The sequence below is a fragment of the Sorangium sp. So ce375 genome (assembly GCF_051473855.1).
GTDB lineage: Bacteria > Myxococcota_A > Polyangia > Polyangiales > Polyangiaceae > Sorangium.
The window spans coordinates 9,583,860-9,603,637 of the sequence record NZ_CP150335.1 but is presented as its reverse complement, the minus strand read 5'-3'; the positions used below and the strand labels follow the sequence as shown (position 1 = coordinate 9,603,637).

Annotated in this window: 11 protein-coding genes; 7 read left to right on the top strand and 4 right to left on the bottom strand. The window is 70.6% G+C overall.

Features of this window, described 5'->3' with window-relative positions; all coding sequences use genetic code 11:
* Positions 1-276 precede the first annotated feature (276 nt).
* Together WME90_RS35850 and WME90_RS35845 are read left to right on the top strand one after the other, a co-directional pair.
* Positions 277-5,427, top strand: coding sequence for an AAA family ATPase (locus WME90_RS35850; RefSeq protein ID WP_437276559.1), 5,151 nt, complete (start codon positions 277-279; stop codon positions 5,425-5,427).
* Between the two features lie 163 nt (positions 5,428-5,590).
* Positions 5,591-5,950 carry an immunity 8 family protein gene (locus tag WME90_RS35845; protein WP_437276558.1) on the top strand — a complete coding sequence of 120 codons (360 nt, stop codon included), beginning with the start codon at positions 5,591-5,593 and terminating at the stop codon, positions 5,948-5,950.
* A 68-nt stretch (positions 5,951-6,018) separates the two neighbouring features.
* Here the strand turns inward: WME90_RS35845 and WME90_RS35840 are convergent, their stop codons facing one another.
* Together WME90_RS35840 and WME90_RS35835 are read right to left on the bottom strand one after the other, a co-directional pair.
* Positions 6,019-7,206: a NosD domain-containing protein gene (locus WME90_RS35840; protein ID WP_437276557.1), complete on the bottom strand. Its 1,188-nt coding sequence runs from the start codon at positions 7,204-7,206 to the stop codon at positions 6,019-6,021.
* 638 nt (positions 7,207-7,844) lie between these two features.
* Positions 7,845-8,426, bottom strand: coding sequence for a glycoside hydrolase family 16 protein (locus WME90_RS35835; RefSeq protein WP_437276556.1), 582 nt, complete (start codon positions 8,424-8,426; stop codon positions 7,845-7,847).
* A gap of 590 nt (positions 8,427-9,016) precedes the next feature.
* Between WME90_RS35835 and WME90_RS35830 the strand changes: the two genes are divergently transcribed.
* Together WME90_RS35830 and WME90_RS35825 are read left to right on the top strand one after the other, a co-directional pair.
* Complete coding sequence (locus tag WME90_RS35830) at positions 9,017-9,784, top strand: helix-turn-helix domain-containing protein (protein WP_437276555.1); 768 nt, start codon at positions 9,017-9,019, stop codon at positions 9,782-9,784.
* 224 nt (positions 9,785-10,008) lie between these two features.
* Positions 10,009-11,019, top strand: coding sequence for a sialate O-acetylesterase (locus WME90_RS35825; protein ID WP_437276554.1), 1,011 nt, complete (start codon positions 10,009-10,011; stop codon positions 11,017-11,019).
* 69 nt (positions 11,020-11,088) lie between these two features.
* Here the strand turns inward: WME90_RS35825 and WME90_RS35820 are convergent, their stop codons facing one another.
* Positions 11,089-12,174, bottom strand: a complete 1,086-nt coding sequence (locus WME90_RS35820; protein ID WP_437276553.1) for a sigma 54-interacting transcriptional regulator — start codon at positions 12,172-12,174, stop codon at positions 11,089-11,091.
* A 363-nt stretch (positions 12,175-12,537) separates the two neighbouring features.
* Between WME90_RS35820 and WME90_RS35815 the strand changes: the two genes are divergently transcribed.
* Positions 12,538-12,879 (top strand): DUF2934 domain-containing protein, encoded by a 342-nt coding sequence (locus WME90_RS35815; protein WP_437276552.1) that lies wholly within the window; start codon positions 12,538-12,540, stop codon positions 12,877-12,879.
* A 263-nt stretch (positions 12,880-13,142) separates the two neighbouring features.
* On the top strand, positions 13,143-17,021 hold the full coding sequence (locus tag WME90_RS35810) for a protein kinase domain-containing protein (RefSeq protein WP_437276551.1): 3,879 nt from the start codon (positions 13,143-13,145) through the stop codon (positions 17,019-17,021).
* Positions 17,022-17,066: 45 nt separating this feature from the next.
* Here the strand turns inward: WME90_RS35810 and WME90_RS35805 are convergent, their stop codons facing one another.
* Positions 17,067-17,654, bottom strand: coding sequence for a hypothetical protein (locus WME90_RS35805; RefSeq protein WP_437276550.1), 588 nt, complete (start codon positions 17,652-17,654; stop codon positions 17,067-17,069).
* 738 nt (positions 17,655-18,392) lie between these two features.
* Here WME90_RS35805 and WME90_RS35800 point away from each other — a divergent pair.
* Positions 18,393-19,661, top strand: a complete 1,269-nt coding sequence (locus WME90_RS35800) for a pectate lyase family protein (protein ID WP_437276549.1) — start codon at positions 18,393-18,395, stop codon at positions 19,659-19,661.
* Positions 19,662-19,778 lie beyond the last annotated feature (117 nt).

Below are 19,778 nucleotides of genomic sequence, written 5' to 3'. Positions count from 1 at the left end.
CAGACAGATCATGCTCCGGCGATCGTCGCGATCCTCTCGACGTTCGAAGCATCGTCGGAGCCCCTGGCATCTGGCCTCCCGAGAGGCGCGGCTTTCGGCCGAGACAGCTTGGCGACGGCGCCTCGGGTACCGCACGCAGCCGAGCCCGTCGGTCGAGGCGAATTCGCGTCGGATCGCCCACAACGGTGGCCATGATGGGGGGCGGAGAATGGTATACTTCATCGGGCGAGGGGGGCTTTTGCTGCCACTGTCGAGGCTGCCTCACCCAGCGCCTTCATGACGAGCTCGTTTCCTCCCTTTCCCTACACGATCCGCGAGACCATTTACGAGGGCCGCGGTACCGCCGTGTACCGCGCTGTTCGAAACGCCGACGGCCACCCGGTGGTCCTCAAGGTGCTCGACCCGAGGAGCTGCCGGCCGAAGGACCTCGCCCGGCTCAAGAGGGAGTACGAGACGGGCAAGATCCTCGACGTGGGAGCCATCGTCAGGCCCCTCGCGCTCGAGATGTACAATGGGTCGCTCGCCCTCGTCATGGAAGACTCCGGCGCTGAGCCGCTCGATCGGCTGCTCGGCGCGCCGATGGCGATCGGCAGGTTCCTCGAGCTTGCCATCCGCATTGCGGACGCCGTCTCCGACATCCATCAGCGAGGCGTCGTTCACAGAGATCTCAAGCCCGCGAACATCCTTGTCGTTCCTACCACCGGCGAGGTGAAGATCGCGGATCTCGGGCTCGCCTCGCGGCTCTCCCGCGACCAGCTCGCCGTGGAGCCGGCGCGCCTCATCGAGGGGTCGCTACCTTACATGTCACCGGAGCAGACGGGGCGGATGAACCGCGGGATCGACAGCCGCAGCGATCTGTATTCCCTCGGGGTCACGTTCTACCAGATGCTCACGGGGAAGCTCCCATTCGATGCCCGCGATCCGCTGGAATGGATCCATTGTCACGTCGCCCGCGCGTTCGCCGCGCCGTCCGAGGTCGTCCCCGAAATGCCCGAGGCGGTCGAGCGCATCGTGATCAAGCTCCTCGCGAAGATGCCCGAGGAGCGCTACCAGACGGCCCGCGGCCTTGGCCACGACCTCAAGCGGTGCTTCGAACCCTGGCGCTCGGGTGGCAGCGTCGCGCCCTTCCCGCTGGGCGAGCAGGACGCGTCGGGTCGCCTGCAGATCCCGCAGAAGCTCTACGGGCGCGACGAGGCCATAGCGGGGCTGCTGCGCGCCTTCGAGCGCGTTGTCGACACCGGATCGCCGCAGCTCGTGCTCCTATCGGGCTACTCCGGCACCGGCAAGTCGACGCTGGTCCACGCGCTTCACGGGCCTGTCGCCCGCGAGCGAGGGTTCTCCGCGTCGGGAAAATTCGATCAGCACAAGCGCGATATCCCGTACTCCACCATCGTCCAGGCCGTTCAGGAGATCGTGCTCGAGCTCCTCGCCGACAGCGAGAGGATCGCGGCGTGGAAGCAGCGGTTGCTCGAGGTCCTCACGGTCAACGGGCAGGTCATCGTGGACTTGATCCCGCAGCTCGAGCTGGTCATCGGCCCGCAACCGCCGGCTCCCGAGCTGCCGCCGGTCGAGGCGCAGAACCGGTTCCGCATCGTCTTCCGGCACTTCATCGGGGTGTTCGCCCGGAAGGAGCACCCCCTCGTGCTCTTCCTCGACGATCTCCAGTGGGCCGACTCGGCGAGCCTCGGGCTCCTGCAGGATCTGGTGACGCGCCTCGACACGGGCCATCTCCTCGTCATCGGCGCGTACCGCGACAACGAGGTGACCCCCTCGCACCCGCTCATGACGGCGCTGGACGAGGTGAGGCGGGAGGGCGCGCCCGTCCGGGATATCGTGCTCGGCCCGCTCTCCCGCGAGCACCTGTCCATGCTCATCAGCGATATGCTTCAATGCCGCCCCGAGGACGCCGCGCCGCTCTCGGCCTTGGTCCATGAGAAGACGGCCGGCAACCCGTTCTTCGCGATCCAGTTTCTCCTCGCCCTCCACGAAGAGCGGCTGATCGAGCTCGACCAGCGCGCGGGCGCCTTCCGGTGGGACATGGCGAAGATCCGCGCCAAGGGCTTCACCGACAACGTGGTCGACCTGATGGTCGACAAGCTCGCGCGGCTCCCTGCCCGCACCCAGGAGGCGCTGAGGCGGCTCGCCTGCCTCGGGAACGCCGCGGAGGTCGGCGTCTTGACGATAGCGTGCGACCGATCGGAGGAGGAGCTGCACGCGGACGTCTGGCAGGCCGTCCTCGCGGGGCTCGTCCTCTGCCACGAAGGAACGTACAAGTTCCTTCACGACCGCGTGGAGGAGGCGGCCTATTCGCTCATCCTGGAGGATCGCCGGGCAGCCGTGCACCTCGAGATCGGCCGTCGCCTCGTGGCTCACCTGCCCAGCGGGGCCGTCGAGGAGCGGGCTTTCGACGTCGCGACCCAGCTCAATCACGGCGCCCACCTCATCAACGATCCACGCGAGAGGGTGGCGCTCTGCCGGCTCAACCTCCTGGCAGGGATCAAGGCGAAGGCTTCGGTCGCCTACGCCTCGGCGCGCACCTATCTGGCGCAGGCGATGTCTCTCTTGCCACAGGACGCCTGGATCGCGCGGTACGAGGACACGCTCGCGCTCTACCTGGCGCTCGCCGAGTGCGAGTCCGTCACCGGCAACTTCCAGCCGGCCGACGCGCTGTTCGAGCTGATCCTCCAGAACGCCCGCTCCAGGCCCGACCGGGCCAGGGCCCACCGGCTCCGCATGCGGCTCTACCAGATCGCCGGACGACACCGCGACGCCATGGCGATCATGATCGAGGCCCTCCGGCTCTACGGGACGACGCTCCCGGAGGCCGACGAGGAGATCCAGGCGGCCGTGGAGGCCGAGTTCCGGCAAGTCCCGATCTCCCTGCGCGGGCGCCGCATCGCCGATCTCGTCGACGCGCCGGTGGCGACCGATGAAGACGTGCGATCGTTCATCAGCCTTGTCGCCGAATCGAGCCCCCTCGTCTACTCCGTGCGACCGGCGCTCTGGCCGCTGCTCACCGCCAAGGGGGTGAACGCCTCCCTGCAGCACGGACACGCCGAGGAGTCCTCTTTCGTCTATAGTTGTTACGCCGGGGTCATGGTGTCCATCCTCGGAGACGTCCCGTGCGCGTTCCAGTTCTCCGAGATGGCGCTCAGGCTGAACGAAAAATTCAAGGGCATCACGGCCGTGCTGAAGGGGAGGCTGCTCTTCCACCACGCGGGCATCATCAATATCTGGCACAGGCACTACGCGACGAGCCTCCCGCTGATGGACAAGGCATTTTCCGATTGCCTCGACGTCGGAGACTTCGTCTTCGCCGGCTACTTGACATACAACATGGTGTGGCTCGTCCTAGAGAACGGCGATCCGCTCGATCACGTCATCGACGTCGCGCGGAAATACACCGCGTTCGCCCGGCAGACCCACAACGACGTCGTGTACCACGTGGTCCGGCTCGAAGAGCAGCTCGCGGCGAGCCTGAAGGGAGCGACGCGGGGGCCCACGAGCTTCGACAGCGGCGCCTTCGACGAGGCGAGCTCCCTCGCGATCTTGGAGAAGGCGGGCTTCGACCTCGGGATCGCGATGTACCATATCATGAAGCAGATCGCCGCGTTCACGCACGGGCGTCACGCCGAAGCGCTGGAGTCCGCGGCCACCGCCGCGCTGATGCAGGGGCACGCGGCGTCTCTGGCCATGGAAGCGACGCACCAGTTCTACTACGCGCTCACGGTGACGGCGCTCCACGCGGAGGCGCCGGCCGAGCAGCGGCGGCAGTTCGCTCGGACGCTCGAGGAGCAGCTGCAGAAGCTGAGGCGCTGGGCCGATAACTGCCCCGAGAACTTCCGGAGCCGCTACGCCCTGGTGTCCGCCGAGGTCGCCCGCGTCGAGGGCAGGGACCTCGACGCGATGCGCCTCTATGAAGAGGCCATCCGCTCGGCGCGCGAGAGCGGCTTCGCCCACAATGAAGCGCTCGCCTACGAGCTCGCGTCTCGGTTCTACCGAGCGCGGGGGTTCGAGCGCTTCTCCGATACGTACCTGCGCGAGGCGCGCTCGTGCTACGTGCGCTGGGGGGCCGACGGCAAGGTGAGGCAGCTCGAGCAGCTCTATCCGCAGCTCCTCGAGCGACGGCCGCTGGCGCCCACAGCCACCTTCGCGGCGCGCACGGATCTGCTCGACGTGCTCGCCGTCGTCAAGGCGTCGCAGACGATCTCGGGCGAGATCCTCTTCGAGAAGCTCTTGCGGACCCTGCTCGAGTCCGTCCTCGAGCAGGGAGGCGCCCAGAAAGGCTGCCTCGTCCTCGTGCGGGACGGCGACCTGACGATCGAAGCGGAGGCCGCGATAGAGGAGCGACGAGGGACCGTGACAAAGGTTTTACAGTCGTTGCCGGTATCCTCCTCTCCGCTCCTCCCTGCATCGCTCCTCCACTACGTGCGGCTCACAAAGGAGCGCGTGCTGCTCGATGATGCCGCCGCGAAGGCGGGCAGGTTCTCGGGGGACGAGTACATCGTCCAGCGCCGTCCGAGGTCGGTGCTCTGCGTCCCCATCTTGCGGCAGGCCGAGGTGATCGGCCTGCTTTACCTCGAGAACAACCTCACAACGCACGCGTTCACGCCCGAGCGGCTCCTCGCCCTCGAGCTGCTCGCGACGCAAGCGGCCATCTCCCTAGAGAATGCGCTCTTGCTGGCCAGGGAGCGCGAGGCGCGGGCGGCGGCGGAGGCCGCGGAGAGGCGCACGGCGTTCCTCGCCCACGAGCTGAAGACGCCGCTGACGGGTCTCCATCTGAAGCTCGACGCGCTCGCGCGGTCGATAAAGCAGCAAGAGATGGTCTCCTCGTCGTGGCTCTCGTCGTCCCTCACGTCGTTCAAGCGTCAGCTCGGTCGGCTCAGCATGCTGATCGACAGCCTCCTCGACCTCTCGCGCGTCCAGAAGGGGCGGCTCGCCCTGACGCGCGAGCCGGTGGACCTGACGGCCCTCGTGCGGGACGTCGTCGGGCGGCTGAGCGAGCAGGCCGAGCTGGCGGGGTGCGCGCTCCACGTGCAGGCAAAGCGCGCCGTCGTGGGCCAGTGGGATCGGCTGCGGCTCGAGCAGGTCGCGACGAACCTGCTGACGAACGCCATGAAGTACGGCGCCGGGAAGCCGGTTCGGATCGTCGTCGACGCGGACGGGGCCGTCGCGCGCCTCTCGATCTCCGATCAGGGCATCGGGATCTCCGAGGCCGATCAGCGGCGCGTGTTCGATGCGTTCGAGCGCGCGACGGGGCTCCATCAAGCGCAGAGCCTCGGGCTCGGGCTGTACCTGGTCCGGGAGATCGTCCGAGCGCACGGAGGGCGCGTGGATCTGCGGAGCCAGCCGGGCTCAGGGACGACGTTCCTCGTCGAGCTGCCTGTCGAGCCGGAGGGAGAGAGCGGCGTCGCGCAGCCGTCCTGAGGAGAGGGGCGCGCCGTTGCCCCTTGGCGGCCAGCGGGGTCGCGTCGGCGCTCGTGGCTCCGCGCACCACGCCTCGCGCGCAGGTCGAATAGAGCGCCTCACCCGCGAAGCACGCGTGACGCCCTTGACCAGCGGGTCGATTTGCTCTTCGTTTTCCCCGGCCATGAAGCTCGTCATCCGCTCCGCTGGCGTCTGGGGGCATCCCAATCTCCGGACGTGGGCGCCCGACGATCCCGACGTGTTCGCCGAGCTCGTGATGCTGGACATCGGGCCCAGAAAGGGGGCGGGCGCGGATTCCTTCACCGTCAGGGTGGCCACGCCCGCGGGGCTGGACCGGCTGGAGGCGCGCGATGGAATCCTGGCCACCCGCCCGCTCCTCGTGATGCGTCGGTACGACTTCGACGATCTATGGCGCTGGCTCGAGCAGACCGTCGCGTCCTGCGAGGCCGAGACCTGGCCCGCCTGCGTCGAGAACCTCCGGCGTTACTTCGCCTGGGAGTACGAGGGCTACCGGGAACCGTGACACGGCGCTAGCGACGTTGAATGTCTTGCGACCGGTATGTGCCGCTCGCTCACTTGATCGTGACGGAGCTACCAGATGCCGAGGGGCCCGCCGTGGGCGCCTGCGGCGACGGGCTCGGCGCCGTCCTCGCCCCAGCAGCCGGCGGTGAGGGCCGGCGAGCCGCTCTCGACATGGAAGTCCAGCGCGTCCGGGTCGAGGAGCAGCGGGTCTGCCACGATGTTCCCGTCCTCGCCAGGCACGATGACGTTGCCCGTCGCCGTGTTCGCAAAGAGCACGTTGCAGCGCACGCGGCCGCGCTGCACGTGCTCCTGCTCGAGCGCGACGCCGCTGCCGACGATCACGTTGTTGAGGACGTCGAGCGTCGCGGCGTCCGCGATCACCGCGTGCGCGTCGTTCGCATAGAACACGTTGTAGGCGACGACCGAGTGATCATTCAGGTGATTCGCGACGAACGCATGGGTGTTGCCCACGAAGATGTTGTTGCGGATCATCGCCAGGGCGTGGAAGTACAGCATCACGCCGACGTCGTTCCCCTGGATCACGTTGTGTGAGAGCAGCAGCGATGGGCGCGCGCACTCCTCGAAGTTGTCGCCGTAGTGGCCGTCGGCGTAGACGGCCGCCGCGTAATGGTTGCCGGAACAGCCCAGCACTTTGTCGGGGCAGACGTCGGTCTGCCCCACGTTGCCCAGGGTGAAGCCCTGGACCACCGCGTTCTGCGCCCCGGTGTAGTCGATGAGGTTCTCTCCCAGCCCCTGTCCGTCGAGGATCGTCCTTGTCGCGCCCGCTCCGACGAGCTTCACGCCCGAGCGCAGGCGGAGGTGCTCTTGGTACGTTCCGGGCTCGACGCGCACGGTGTCGCCGTACACCGCGTCGTCGATGGCCTCTTGGATGCTCGCGTAGGCGTCCGGGACCACGAGCACGCGCCCCTCGCCGGCGGGCGGCACCGGACACCCCGCGGCGCTCGTCATCGCGTCGACCACCTGGCCGTGCTCATCCACGGCAACGGCGGACGCGAGCGCCGCGCCCGCGGTGGGCACAGAGACGATCGGACCCGTCGCGCTCTCGGCCGTCAGCACCGCGGGCGCGTCCGCGCTCACGTGGACGTTGTCGAGCGTCACCGCGACGCCGGCAGGGACGCGCAGCCGCAGATCAGAGGAGGCTTCCGGCGCGTCCGCTTCACCCTCCGGCAGCGCCTCGTCAGGGGGCGACTCGACCGAGGAACCCGGGGTCGAGCCGCCTCGACGCTCGCGCCCCAAGAAATCATCCGTCCCACACGCTGCACTCCACACGGCCACGCCGACAAAGCCCAATCGAATGAGAATGCGCATCACCGCCACCATTGCAATGGTCGTGCCCTTTTGCCCCAGCGAACATCTCCGCGGCAGCAAGCGTCCGCGGGCGTGAGAAGGCACGCTGTGCGTGCCAGGATGAGCCACTCCGGGGCCCTGCGTGCCACGGAAGCTGCTCCCTGGAGGCTGCCCCTGCCGCAGTCGACCGCTGGTCTCGCCGGCTGAGCGTCGCGTGGGGGCCGCCGTGCTCTTGCCCAGGATCAGCCCGGCCTCGACCACGACGCGCGACCCGGTGCGCTGGCCGCTCTGACGCCGCGCTCCGGAGGAACCCCTCGAGCCCTGTCCTCCCTCGCGATCGAGCCTCCTCGCGGGGTGGTCGATCGTGATTGATGCCAGTAATGTGAGCGCTCACATTTCCCGGACCGGACTCCTTCTCCTCGGGCAATCGACCATGGCGGGCTACCCGAAGGCGCTGGACGCAGACAAGACCGAGAATCCTCGCATCACGGTCCTCGGCTTCGACGCTTGCGCCGCGACCGGGGGAGCGCTTTGTCTACGTCGTCGTCGCTGACGAGGGCTCGTAGCGGCCTGGTCCCGCGACCCGATCAAGGCGTGTACCGATAGAGCTCGATCCAATCGTACGTCGCGCTCGCCCTGCCCGTCTCGGCCGTCACGGCTCCGGCCCACGCCGCGCTCGACGACGCCCAGATCGTCATGAGCACGTTCTGCGGCAGCACCATGAGGTCGATGCGCTCCTTCCACTCGTGTCGGAGCACGTCGTCGACCGAGAAGCGGGCGCCGGACGGTGTCCATTCGATCTGGTACGTGTGAAATTCCTCGCTCGGGTCGAAGCCGAGATCGACCTTCTGCGGGTGCTGAGTCGGGCTGACGGATTGCGTCACCGGGGGCCGTACCGGAGCGCCGGTGTACACCATGGCATTGAACTGCACGTCGTTCGGCTTGGCCCCGAGGCACTCGATGTCGAGCTCATTCCAGTTGTCCGCCGGCCAGGGGGTGTAGATCGTGACCAGGGACGAGACGACCGCCGAGCCTCGGGCCAGCTTGACGCGAGCGCGCACGCGCCCGTACGTGAGCGCGGCGATGGAGCGAACCTCGGCACCGAGGAAGGCCTTGGCCGCTCCAGAGCTGTCGGCGGTGCCCGCCGGGGCCGGCGTGAGCCGAATCACCAGCTGGCCACTTTCGATGGTAGCGGCGGATTGCGAGAACAACGCCAGATTTTCGGTCCAGGAATGTGTCATCAGCTGCCAGCGAGCTGCGTCCAGCCGATCGAAATCGTCGCGGAAGAGCAGGGTGAAGGGCTCTTCGGACGGGGGAGTGCCGCCCGCTGAGCCGCCGTTCCCCGTGGCTGCCGCTGTTGTGCCACCCGCCGTTCCGCCGGCGCCGCTTGGGGCGCCGCCCGCGCCGGCTCCGGCGCCGCCCGCGCCGGCTCCGGCGCTGGAGGCGTCAGCCGCAGGCCCAGCCCCCGCCATGGGGCTATCCGTTCCGGCGCTGGAACCACCGCCGGCCCCCGCGCCGGCGCCGTCCCCGCCAGTCCCCGGCGCCGAGCCCTGGAGCTGGCCAGAGTCGTCACAGGCCAGCGCGCTGAATGCGGAGAACAGAAGCGAAGCGATCGCGTAGCGCGTCGAAGACATCATGCGCTCCACTTGGCGCGCCGGGGGCGAGAGCGCTTCGCATTTTTTGCTTTCGGTGCGCGTCCCCGCTGCCGCACACTGACCTGGCCTTGAGCGCTCGGCCCGCGTTGTTCCAGCCCTTTCCGATGCTCGCGAGCCGGCGCGCCCAGGTCTTCCGTCACCAGCCGCAGTACCGTCGGCCCCGGCACTTCCACGAGGAGCCGGAGATCAACCTCGTCGCTCGCGGCACGGGCGTCATGGGCGTGGGGGAGCGCGTGGTGCCGCTCGTGGCGGGCACGCTTCTCTATTTCGCGCCGGGGCAAGATCATGCGCTCCTCGAGGAGAGCGGTGATTTCGTTCTGTACGTCGCGGCGCTCCGCTCCGAGCTGGCGGCTCGCGTCGCGGGGGCCGCGTCGAAGGTCGCGCTCGACGCCGTGCAGCTCACGCCGGCCGTGCTCGCCGAGGAGCTCGCGCTCCTCGGCGCGCTCGATCGAGCGCGCGATACCTCGGTGGTGGAGCATCGCCTCGCGGGGCTCTTCGAGCGGTCGCTGTCGAACGTGCCGCTCCCTCACGTGGTGAGCCGCCGCATCGTCGAGCTCTTGCGGCTCGATCCGAGTCTCCCCGGGGCGGCGCTCGCGGCGCGCCTGCACACGGGCGAGAGCGGGATCAGCCGGCGTTTTCGCAGGGACGTGGGCGTGAACGTCGTCGAGTACCGTGCGCGGCTCAAGCTGATGAAGTTCGTCGCCGAGGTGGATCGCGGCGCGAGCTTCGCGCGCGCGGCGTACGCCGTCGGGTTCGGGAGTTATGCGCAATGCCATCGTGTCTTCACGCGCGCCCTCGGCTGCGCGCCTCAGGCCTATTTCGGCGGCCAGCGCGCGGTGCTGACCGAAATGACCCTGCCGATGCACGGATGAGTCGTCCGAGGCTGGAGCCCCGGCGCCGGACATCGCCTGCCACGACAGCCCGAGCCGACTAGTCAGCTCCTCCATCGGGATCGGGGTGGCCACGAGCTCGTCGATTGGAGTTGACGTTGGCCATGTGAGCGTTCACATTTGGTGCGCGGTCGCGCTGCGCCAGCGCCGGGCGCGAGATCTCCACTCGTCATGGATAAGCCGCAGCTGTCGGAGAAAATCCTCGCATGAAAGACATACTTCGGTGTTCTCCCGGGCTCACTCTGTCGCGCATCGCGTTCTCGCTCATCGGGCTGATTGCCTGTGGCGAAGCCGATGTCCCGGCCGGGGAGCCGGGACCCGTTGGCACCGGCGGGGCAGGCGGCGCGCCTTCCGATGTCGTGTCGTCGGCGTCCACGGGGGCTCTCACGGGCGGAGGGCCCGCAGAGGGGGGCGGGGGCGCTCAGAGCACAGGTGGGGTAGGCGGAGAGGCCTCCGGGGCTGGCAGCGCGGGTGACCCGGGCGCCGGCGGGAGCGGCGGCGGAGCGCCGGCCGAGCCGGTGTTTCATGTCTTCCTCCTCCTCGGGCAATCGAACATGGCCGGGTACCCGAAGGCGCTGGAGGCAGACAAGATCGAGAACCCCCGCATCAAGGTCCTCGGCTTCGACGCTTGCGGCGCGACCGGGCGCGCCGAGGGCGCGTGGGACATCGCTGCTCCACCGCTGCACGAATGCTGGAACGGAGCGATCGGACCCGGCGACTATTTCTCCAAGACGATCCTCGACCATTACCCCGCCCAGGACAGCGTCGGACTCGTCCCGTCGGCGATCAGCGGGGAGAAGGTGGAGACGTTCATGAAGGTGGGGGGGGCCAAGTACAGCTGGATCCTGTCGCGCGCCAAGGCGGCGCAGGAGATCGGGGGCGTGATCGAAGGGATCCTGTTCCATCAAGGCGAGTCGAACTGCGGCGACCCCGCGTGGCCCGGAAAGGTGAAGACGCTCGTCTCGGACCTGCGCGCCGACCTCGGTATCGGTGACGTGCCGTTCCTCGCGGGAGAGCTCCTCCATTCGGGGTCGTGCGCACGCCACAATTCGCTCGTGAACCAGCTCCCAGGCATGATCACCAAGGCCTATGCCGTCTCGGCGCAAGGGCTCGCCATCGATCCCGCTGACACCTGGAATCTCCACTTTGGTCACGACGCGCAGGTCACCCTGGGCACCCGCTACGCCGAGACGATGATCGGCGCCCTCGGTCTGTGAGCGCTCCCATCCCGGGCCCGTCATCGCGGCGCCGGCAGCGGCTCCAGGCGGGATCCCTGACGCGGGGCGCTAATCGCTGCTCAGCGGCTCCTTGCCGCGCGCGTCCGCGGCGAGGTACTGGCGCAGGTGCCGGCGGAGCGACACCCGCGTGATCCCGAGCGCGCTCGCCGTGCGGGTCACGTTGCCGCCCTGGGCCGCATAGACCGCCAGGATGTGGCGGCGCACGGCCTCCCCGAGCGACGCGCTGCCCCGCGCCGGAGGGGACGGCCGCGGCGCGCCCGCCCGCGGGGGGACGCTCGCCGGCGGCGGCGCCCGGAGCTCCGGCGGCAGGTGCTCCAGGTCGAGCGGCGCGCCGTGGGCCAGGAGGAACGCGCGCTCGACGACGCTCCGGAGCTCGCGCACGTTCCCCGGCCAGGGATACGCCTCGAGCTGCGCGAGCGCGCGCGGGGTGAGCCCGGCGCTCGCGAGCCCCGCCGCGCCGCTCTGGAGCTGGAGGAAGTGATCGACAAGCCTGCGCACGTCGCCGTCGCGCTCGCGCAGCGGCGGGAGCGAGAGCCCGAGCCCGCCGACGCGCCGGTGGAGCTCCTCGTGGAACGACCGCCCGAGGACGCACGCCGAGAGATCCTGGCTCGTCGCGGCGATGACGCGCACGTCGGCGACCTGCGCCTCCACGCCGCCGATACGGAAGAACGGCTCACCGTCGAGCACGGCCGCGAGCCGCGGCTGGAGCTCGAGCGGCAGCGCGCCGATCTCGTCGAGGAACAGCGTGCCCCCCTGCGCGAGCTCGAGCAGCCCGGGGCGCGCCGCGGGCCGCCCGCCCGCGCCCGCCGCCACGCCGAAGAGCTCCTCCCGGAGGCGCTCGGCCGGCAGGCGCGCCGGGCTCACCGCCACGAACGGGCCGCCCGCGCGCGGGCTCGCCGCGTGGAGCAGCCGCGCGCAGAGCTCCTTGCCCGTGCCAGGCTCGCCCGTGATGAGCAGCGGCGCGCGCTCCTGCGCCGCCAGCCGGCGCAGCTGATCCATGGCGCGCGCCCAGCGCTCCGAGGCGCCGACGAGCCGCACCTCGCTGCTGTCCTCGACCCAGACGACGCGCGTCATCCCGCCGCCGGAGGAGCAGAGGTGTTCCGTGCGCCGGGAAGGGGCTGCGGTTTCTTCCACATCGCATCTCCTCGATTCATGGGCAGACGGCGAGCGACGCGTCTGCCGTTTTCTAGATTACCGAGCTGTGCTCAGCGCAGGCAGCGACCAGGGATGGGCCGCCATGAACGACGGTGGGAACGATGATGGACGAGGGCGGGTGACCGGCGGCCACGACGCGACGAAACAACGAGGGATGATGGCTGACACATGCCGGGTGATCTCACCCGGTCAGCGACATCCACTCTACCGCGAACCACGGTCTCTTGGAAGGGAGATCCCGACGGGCGGCGGCGCGGCGTCCGAGAACTACGTGCTCAAAATTTGTGCGTACGCGCGGACCTGGGTTAGTCGACCCGTGTACCCGAAAGGAGAGACGACGAGATGAGCTCGAAGCGCAAGACCCCGGCCCGCACGAAGACCACCCGGGCCACGAGCCAGGTCGCTGCCCCGGTCGCCTCGGCGCAGCCCGAGAGCGCGGTCTCTGCCCCCGCCGCGGTCGAGATGCCGTCTCCGGCCGCGAAGCTCGCCGCCGAGAGCGCGGGCGCCCTGGCCTCGAAGGCCGCGCCTCCGCCGCGGCGGCCGTCGCGCGAGGAGCGCCACGGCCTGATCGCCAAGGTGGCCTATGGATATGCCGAGAGGGCCGGCTTCCGGAACAACCCCGTTGAAGACTGGCTGAACGCCGAGCGCGAGGTCGACGCGCGGCTCGAGCGCCTCGCCAGCTGACGTCTCCGCCGCGGCGGTGCCGGCGGCGCGCCGGCCCGCCCCCGTCCCCGCGGGCGCGACAGGCGCGCTCGCGCCGGGCCCGGCGCGGGGGCCGCGGCCCTGCTCCTGGCGGCCCGGCGGCTGCGCCGGGGCCTTTCGAGGCTCGTAGCCACGCCGCCGGATGAGTATCCTCGCGCCCCGCGTGGGCGATGGGCCCACGGTCCGCGGTCCGCGCGCGCCCTGGCCGCCTGGACCGCAGAGGTCTGCACACCGATACTTGCGCCATGCACTCAGGTCACGTCCTCGCCAACCGCTTCCAGCTGGAACGCCTCGCAGGCTCCGGTGGGATGGGCGCGGTGTGGCGGGCGCTCGACCGGCAGAGCGGCCAGGCGGTCGCGCTCAAGGTGATCTTCAACCAGGGCAGGGAGCACGTCGTGCGCTTCCAGCGGGAGGCGCGCCTGCTCGCCGAGCTCGAGCACCCCGTCGTCGCCCGCTACATCGACCACGGCGTCACGGCCGACGGGCTCTACTACCTCGCCATGGAGTGGCTCGAGGGCGAGGACCTCGGCGCGCGGCTGTCGCGCGGGCCGCTCGGGATCGAGCACAGCCTGATGCTCGTCGGCCGCGTCGCCGAGGCGCTCGCCGCCGTCCACGCGCGCGGCATCGTGCACCGCGACCTCAAGCCGACCAACGTGTTCCTGCCCGGCGGCGACATCGGGAACGCGAAGCTCATCGACTTCGGCATCGCGCGCCAGGCCGACGCGACCTACGAGCTCACCCTCACCGGCTCGGCGATCGGCACGCCCGCGTACATGGCGCCGGAGCGCGTCCGCGGCGACGTCGACGTCGACGCGCGCGCCGACCTCTATTCCATCGGGTGCCTCCTGTTCGAGTGCCTCACCGGGCGGTCGCCGTTCGTCGCCCAGCACCCGCTGTCCGTGCTCGCCAAGGTGCTCTTCGAGGCCGCGCCGCGCCCGAGCGCCTTCTGCCCGAACATCCCGCCCCCGCTCGATCTGCTCGTGGCGCGGCTGCTCGCGAAGAACCCCGCGGAGCGCCCCGCGGACGCGGGCGAGGTCGCCGCCGAGCTCCGGATGCTGAGCGTCGTCGAGGGCAACATGTCCTCCGGCAACGGCCTGCCGACGCCCGCGCTGACGAAGAGCGAGCGGCGGCTCGTCAGCGTCGTCCTCGCCGCCGAGATGAGCGCCGGCAGGCGCGGCCCGCCGTCGGCCCGGCCGCACGCGCTCGCGGGCCTCGAGCGGGCGAGCGACACGATGCTGTCGGGGCACCACGCGACCGTCGTCTCCGGCAGCAAGGAGGCGCTGCCCGAGGGCCTGCTCGTCCCGGCGCCGCAGGTGAAGCCGCGGCCCGCCCCGCCGCCGACCACGCCGTTCCACGAGGTCCGGCAGGCAGCGCAGGCGCACGGCGCCGTCCTGGAGGTGCTCGCCGACGGCTCGGTCGCCGCGGTCGTCGCCGGCGCCGGCTCGCCGACCGATCTCGCCGGCAACGCCGCCCGCTGCGCCCTCTCGATCCACGCGCTCCTGCCCGGAGCGTGGGTGGCGCTGGCGACAGGCTGGGACGTCATCGCCGGGACGCAGGCGGTGGGGCAGGTCATCGACCGCGCGGGCGCGCTGCTCGACGCGCGGGTCCGCCACGCGACGGAGGATCCGTCCTCGGGCCGGCCGGTGCTCATCGACCAGATGACGGCCGCGCTGCTCGCCGATCGCTTCGAGATCGCGGTGGGCGGCCAGGGCCCCACGCTGCTCGGCGCGCTCGAGCCGCAGGACGGCGGGCGCAAGGTGCTCGGGAGGCCCACGCCCTGCGTGGGGCGCGAGCGGGAGCTCCGCGCGCTGGAGGACGTGCTCGAGGAGTGCGCCACCGAGGGGGTGGCGCGCGTGGTGCTGGTCACGGCGGGCGCGGGCGTCGGCAAGTCGCGCCTCGGGCACGAGCTGATCCGGCGGGTCGAGGCGCGCAGCGAGCCGGTCACGGTGTGGCGCGCGCACGGCGATCCGCTGCGCGGCGGGGCGCCGCTCGGGCTGCTCGCGCAGACGGTGCGGCGCGCCGCGGGCCTGCTCGACGACGAGCCCGCCGAGGCGCGGCGGGAGAAGCTCGCGGCGCGGGTCGCGCGGCACGTCGGCGAGGCCTCGCGGGAGCGGGTGACGGAGCTGCTCGGCGAGCTTGTCGGGGCGCCGTTCCCGGAGAGCCCGGCGCTGCGTGCGGCGCGGCAGGATCGCGCCGTGATGGAGGAGCAGTCGCGGCGGGCGTGGCTCGATTTCCTGCGGGCCGAGTGCGATGCGCAGCCGGTGCTGATCGTGCTGGACGACCTGCACTTCTGCGATCGCGCCACGGTGGAGACGCTCGACGCGGCGCTCCGGTTCCTGCGGCACCAGCCGCTCATGGTGCTGGCGCTGGCGCGCCCCGGCGTGCGCGAGGCGTTCCCGGGCCTGTGGGAGGATCGCGAGGCGACGGAGATGCGGCTCGGGGAGCTGTCGCGCCGCGCGTGCGAGCGGATCGTGCGCGACGTCCTCGGCGACGCGCTGCCGGCGGCCGAGCTCGCGGCGCTCGTCGACCGGTCGGCGGGGAACGCGTTCTTCCTCGAGGAGCTCGTGCGCGCGACGGCGGACCGGCGGGCGGGGCAGGTGCCGGAGACGGTGCTCGCGATGATGCAGTCGCGGATCGCGGCGCTCGAGCCCGAGGCGCGCCGCGTGCTCCGGGCCGGGGCGGTGATGGGCGAGGTGTTCTGGCGTGGGGGGCTGGAGGCGATGCTCGGCGGGGGCGGGCAGGTGCCGCAGCTCGAGTCGTGGCTCTTGACGCTGGAGAAGCGCGAGCTGCTCGAGCCGCGGTCGGAGTCGATGCTCCGCGGGGAGACGGAGCTCGCGTTCCGGCACGAGCTCGTGCGGGACGCGGCGTACGAGATGCTGACGGACACGGATCGGGCGCTCGGCCACTGGCTGACGGCCGACTGGCTGGAGCGCGTGGGCGGGGACGATCCGGCGGTGCTCGCGCTGGTGGACGAGCACCTGGGTCGCGCGGCGGACGGGGCGCTCTCGCTCGGGAACGCGGACGGCGCGGCGGGGCACCTGGCGCGCGCGGCGGGGGTCCGCGTGCGCCGCGGCGAGTTCGACGCCGCGATCGCCGCGATGACGCGGGCGTTCGAGCTGTCGGACGTCGCGCGGCGCGATCCGGACGAGCTCGGCCGGTGGGTGGCGATCCTCTCGAAGGCGGTCGGCCACGCGCGCCGCGCGCCGTCGCTGCCGGCGGCGTCGGACCGCATCCTCGCGCGCGTCGATGCGGTCGGCTCGCTGGAGCTCCGGGTGAAGCTGCGCGTCGAGCTCGCCCGCGCGCTCGGGGCGACCAACCTGTTCCGGCTGTCGCACGACCTGCTCGACGGCGTCTTCGAGATGACCGTCGGGCACCGCGAGCTCCTGCGGGAGGCGCTGACGGTGGACGTGGAGGTCTCGTGCCTGCAAGGGCAGTTCGCGCGCGCGCGTCGCGCGGCGCTCGACCTCGACGCGCTCGGGCCGATGGATGATCCGCGGGAGCTCCAGTCCGTCGCCCTGGCGAGGGCGATCTCGGGCGACCGGGCCGGGGCGCTGGAGGCGCTCTCGCGCTCGGAGGCGGCCGCGGCGCCGGGCGATCGGGCCGCGGAGGCCGCGCGGGCGAAGCTGCTCGTGATGATCGAGCTCTACGCGGGGGATTTCCGGGCCGCGGCGCGGGCGTGCGAGCGCGCGATCGAGCTGGATCGGGCGCTCGGGCTGCGGTTCGACGGGGTTGTGAACCTTCACAACCTTGCGTACGCGTGCGTGCGGCTGGGCGAGCACGAGCGGGCGAGGTCGCTCTTCGCGGAGTCGCTGGAGCGGGCGGACGAGGCGGGGTACGACCGGGTGGCGGCCTCGAATCGGATGTTCCTCGCGTACCTGGACGGGGTGGCGGGGGCGGGGGACGCGCGGGAGCGGCTGCAGGCGCTGATCGCGCGGGCGGAGGAGCAGGGCTACTGGCACGACGTGCTGCAGGGCCGGTGGGCGGCGGCGATGCTGCTGAAGAACGCGCGCAACGACGCGCTCGCGCGGCGGGAGTTCGAGGACCTGTTGGAGCTGTCGGTGCGGCTCGGGGATCCGCTGCTGGAGAAGGACGCGCGGGCGTGGCTCGACCGCGTGGACCGGTGAGGGGAGGGTGGGCGGGGTGGTGAGGCGCGGCGTTCCTCTCGCCTTCTAGCCGCCGCACGCGGAGCCGGTGGCGACCCACTGCCTGTCTCGGCAGTCATAGAGCTGGTAGTCGGCGCCGCAGACGCTCTGGCCGCATGAGCGCGACACGGGGTTGCCGAGGTAGTCGGTGCCGCCCGTACACTGGCACGACCCTCCGCACGCGATGCCGGCGGCGACCCACTGCCCGTCTCGGCAGTCATAGAGCTGGTAGTCGGCGCCGCAGACGCTCTGGCCGCACGAGCCCGTCACGGGGTTGCCGAGGTAGTTCGTGCCGCCCGTACACTGGCACGATCCTCCGCACGAGGCGCCGGTGGCAGCCCACTGCCCCAGCGAGCAGTCATAGAACTGGTGGTCGGCGCCGCAGATGTTCTCGCCGCACGTGGCCGAGACGGGGTTGCCGAGGTAGTCCGTGCCGCCCGTGCACTCACACGGGCTCGGGCACGCGAGCGCGGTCGGACACGCCGGCGGCCATGTCCCCGTTTTCTGGCGGTAATAGCAGGCCTCGCGCGGCGTGGCACGAGTGAACTCCACCTTGACGTCGTCCACGGGTGTCACGAAGCACAGAGGGCCGTGATCGTTGAGGTAACCGCTCATCAAGCAATCCATGTATTGCTTGTTTTTGCACAGGCTGTATTCGTTCATGGGCAGGTTTAATCTGTTGCAGTTCGTGCAAGTATCAAGGGCTCGTTTGTACCCGAAGCACGCGTAGTCTCCAGTGGGCTCCCGGTCCTTGTCCCAGTCGATGCTCTGACAGCTGATCGGATCGACGGGCTCGTTGCAGTTGCCGAACGGTAGAGGAAAAGAAACGCTGCAATCCTGCTCCGTGAGCGCATCCGCCGACACGGATACGTGCTCGCTGAGAGCGGCGTCCTCGGCGGTGGTGCAGCCCGCGGTGAGGAGGAGCGTTGCGGCGATTCCCAGTAGCGGATTTCTCATTCTCATTCCTTTGCGTGGCGTTCAGGCGTTCGACGTCGCGCGCAGGCTAACAGATCTGGTGTGACGGATGAGTTCATGAAAAATGGCGATGCCGCTTCATGGTGAAGGACGCTACCGAGCGGTGACGGCGCACCAGGCGAGCGTCGCCGCGCCCAGCCCGAGGCGCCGGGCGATCACGCACGCTCGCGCGTGGCGCGCACCCCGAGCCCCGCCCGCGAGCGGCGACAGTGCGACGGCGAGCCCCGCGGCCCCCCTGGTTTTGCGAAGGCCGAGCTCGGCCTCCCAGAACTCGACGCGGATCGCGGCTCGGAGCGTCCTGGCGATTTATGACGGCTGGCGCGGGCGCCGCGCAACCTGGGGGAAAGAAGCTTGCCTTCCATCACCCGCAGAGGAGCCATGACCCACTCGTATCGACTCGCCTCCTTCTCGATTCTCGGCTTGCTGATCGCTTGCAGCTCGACGGATCCCGACGTCACGCCGGGCGCAGGCGCGGACCCTGGAGGAACCACCGGCGCGGCGGGGACGACCGGCGGCGGTGGGGGGACGGCCACCGGCGGTGCCGGTACCACCACGGGTGGAACGGGCGGCGCCGGAGCCACCACCGGCGCAACGGGCGGCGTCACGGGGGGCGCGGCCGGCACGGGTGGCGCCGGCGCTGGTGGAGCGGACACGGGTGAAGCGGCCAGCACCGGTGGAACGGGCGCTGGTGGCGGGGGCACCGGCGGGTCGACCCCGGTCGGAGACCTCCGCATCACGGATCCGGTCCCGGGCTTTGCGAGCGTCGCTGGCGGCACGACCGGCGGCGGCACGGATCTGAGCTCGGCCATCACGGTGGACTCGATGAGCGCGCTCCAGAACGCGGCGAAGGGCTCGACCCCGGCGATCATCCTCGTGAAGCCCGGCAATTACAGCGGGACGCTCGCGCCAGGCGCCAACAAGACGATCATCGGCGTCGGCCCCGGGGTGACCATCATGGGCAACATCCGGATGAGCGGCGACGGCGTGCACAACATCATCCTCCGCAACCTCGCCGTGCGGGGCGCGCGCTGCGCCAGCTACGAGGAGTGCAAGGCGGGCGCAGACGCCGTCTACACGGGGAACGGCGCTCACCACGTCTGGCTGGACCATCTGGACATCTCCGACGGCCAGGACGGCAACTGCGACATCACCCAGGGCGCCGACTACGTCACCGTTTCCTGGGCGCGCTTCTACTATACGTACGACAAGGAGCACCGGTTCTCGAACCTGATCGCCGGCAGCGACGACGAGCCCGCGAGCGTGGGCAAGCTGCACATCACGTACATGAACAGCCACTGGGGCGAGCGCGTCGATACACGCCAGCCCCGCGGGCGGTACGGCAACGTCCACATGCTCAACAACTACCACAACACCGGCGGCGGGCAGATCCACGGCGTGGGCAAGGACATGGCGCTCATCGCCGAGAACTGCGTCTACGATGAGAACAGGTCGATCTGGACGGACATGGGCAGTCCAAGAGGCTGGAAGGGGATCGGCAACCAGGGGAGTGGCGACGACCTGAACGACTCGAGGGGCACCGTCTTCGAGATCCCGTACCGCTACACGCCGATGCCGGCGTCCCAGGTCGTCGCGGCGGTCACGTCCGAAGAGTGCGGAGCCGGCAACACCTGCACGCTCGCTTACTGATTGAAGGTGGGGGAGCTGGTTTCTGCCCGTCGTGCCTCGACCGGTGCGTGCGCGTGACGGCGGTGACCGGGAGCTTCCCCGCGGCCTTCACGCTGTCGATTCATGAGCCTCCGCCCG

Excerpts from the sequence above, each read along its gene's own strand:
- WME90_RS35815 (WP_437276552.1), top strand. The coding sequence starts at position 12,538 with ATGAGCTCGAAGCGCAAGACCCCGGCCCGCACGAAGACCACCCGGGCC.
- WME90_RS35805 (WP_437276550.1), bottom strand. The coding sequence starts at position 17,654 with ATGAGCGGTTACCTCAACGATCACGGCCCTCTGTGCTTCGTGACACCC.
- WME90_RS35800 (WP_437276549.1), top strand. The coding sequence starts at position 18,393 with ATGACCCACTCGTATCGACTCGCCTCCTTCTCGATTCTCGGCTTGCTG.
- WME90_RS35830 (WP_437276555.1), top strand. The coding sequence starts at position 9,017 with ATGCTCGCGAGCCGGCGCGCCCAGGTCTTCCGTCACCAGCCGCAGTAC.
- WME90_RS35850 (WP_437276559.1), top strand. The coding sequence starts at position 277 with ATGACGAGCTCGTTTCCTCCCTTTCCCTACACGATCCGCGAGACCATT.
- WME90_RS35810 (WP_437276551.1), top strand. The coding sequence starts at position 13,143 with ATGCACTCAGGTCACGTCCTCGCCAACCGCTTCCAGCTGGAACGCCTC.
- WME90_RS35845 (WP_437276558.1), top strand. The coding sequence starts at position 5,591 with ATGAAGCTCGTCATCCGCTCCGCTGGCGTCTGGGGGCATCCCAATCTC.
- WME90_RS35825 (WP_437276554.1), top strand. The coding sequence starts at position 10,009 with ATGAAAGACATACTTCGGTGTTCTCCCGGGCTCACTCTGTCGCGCATC.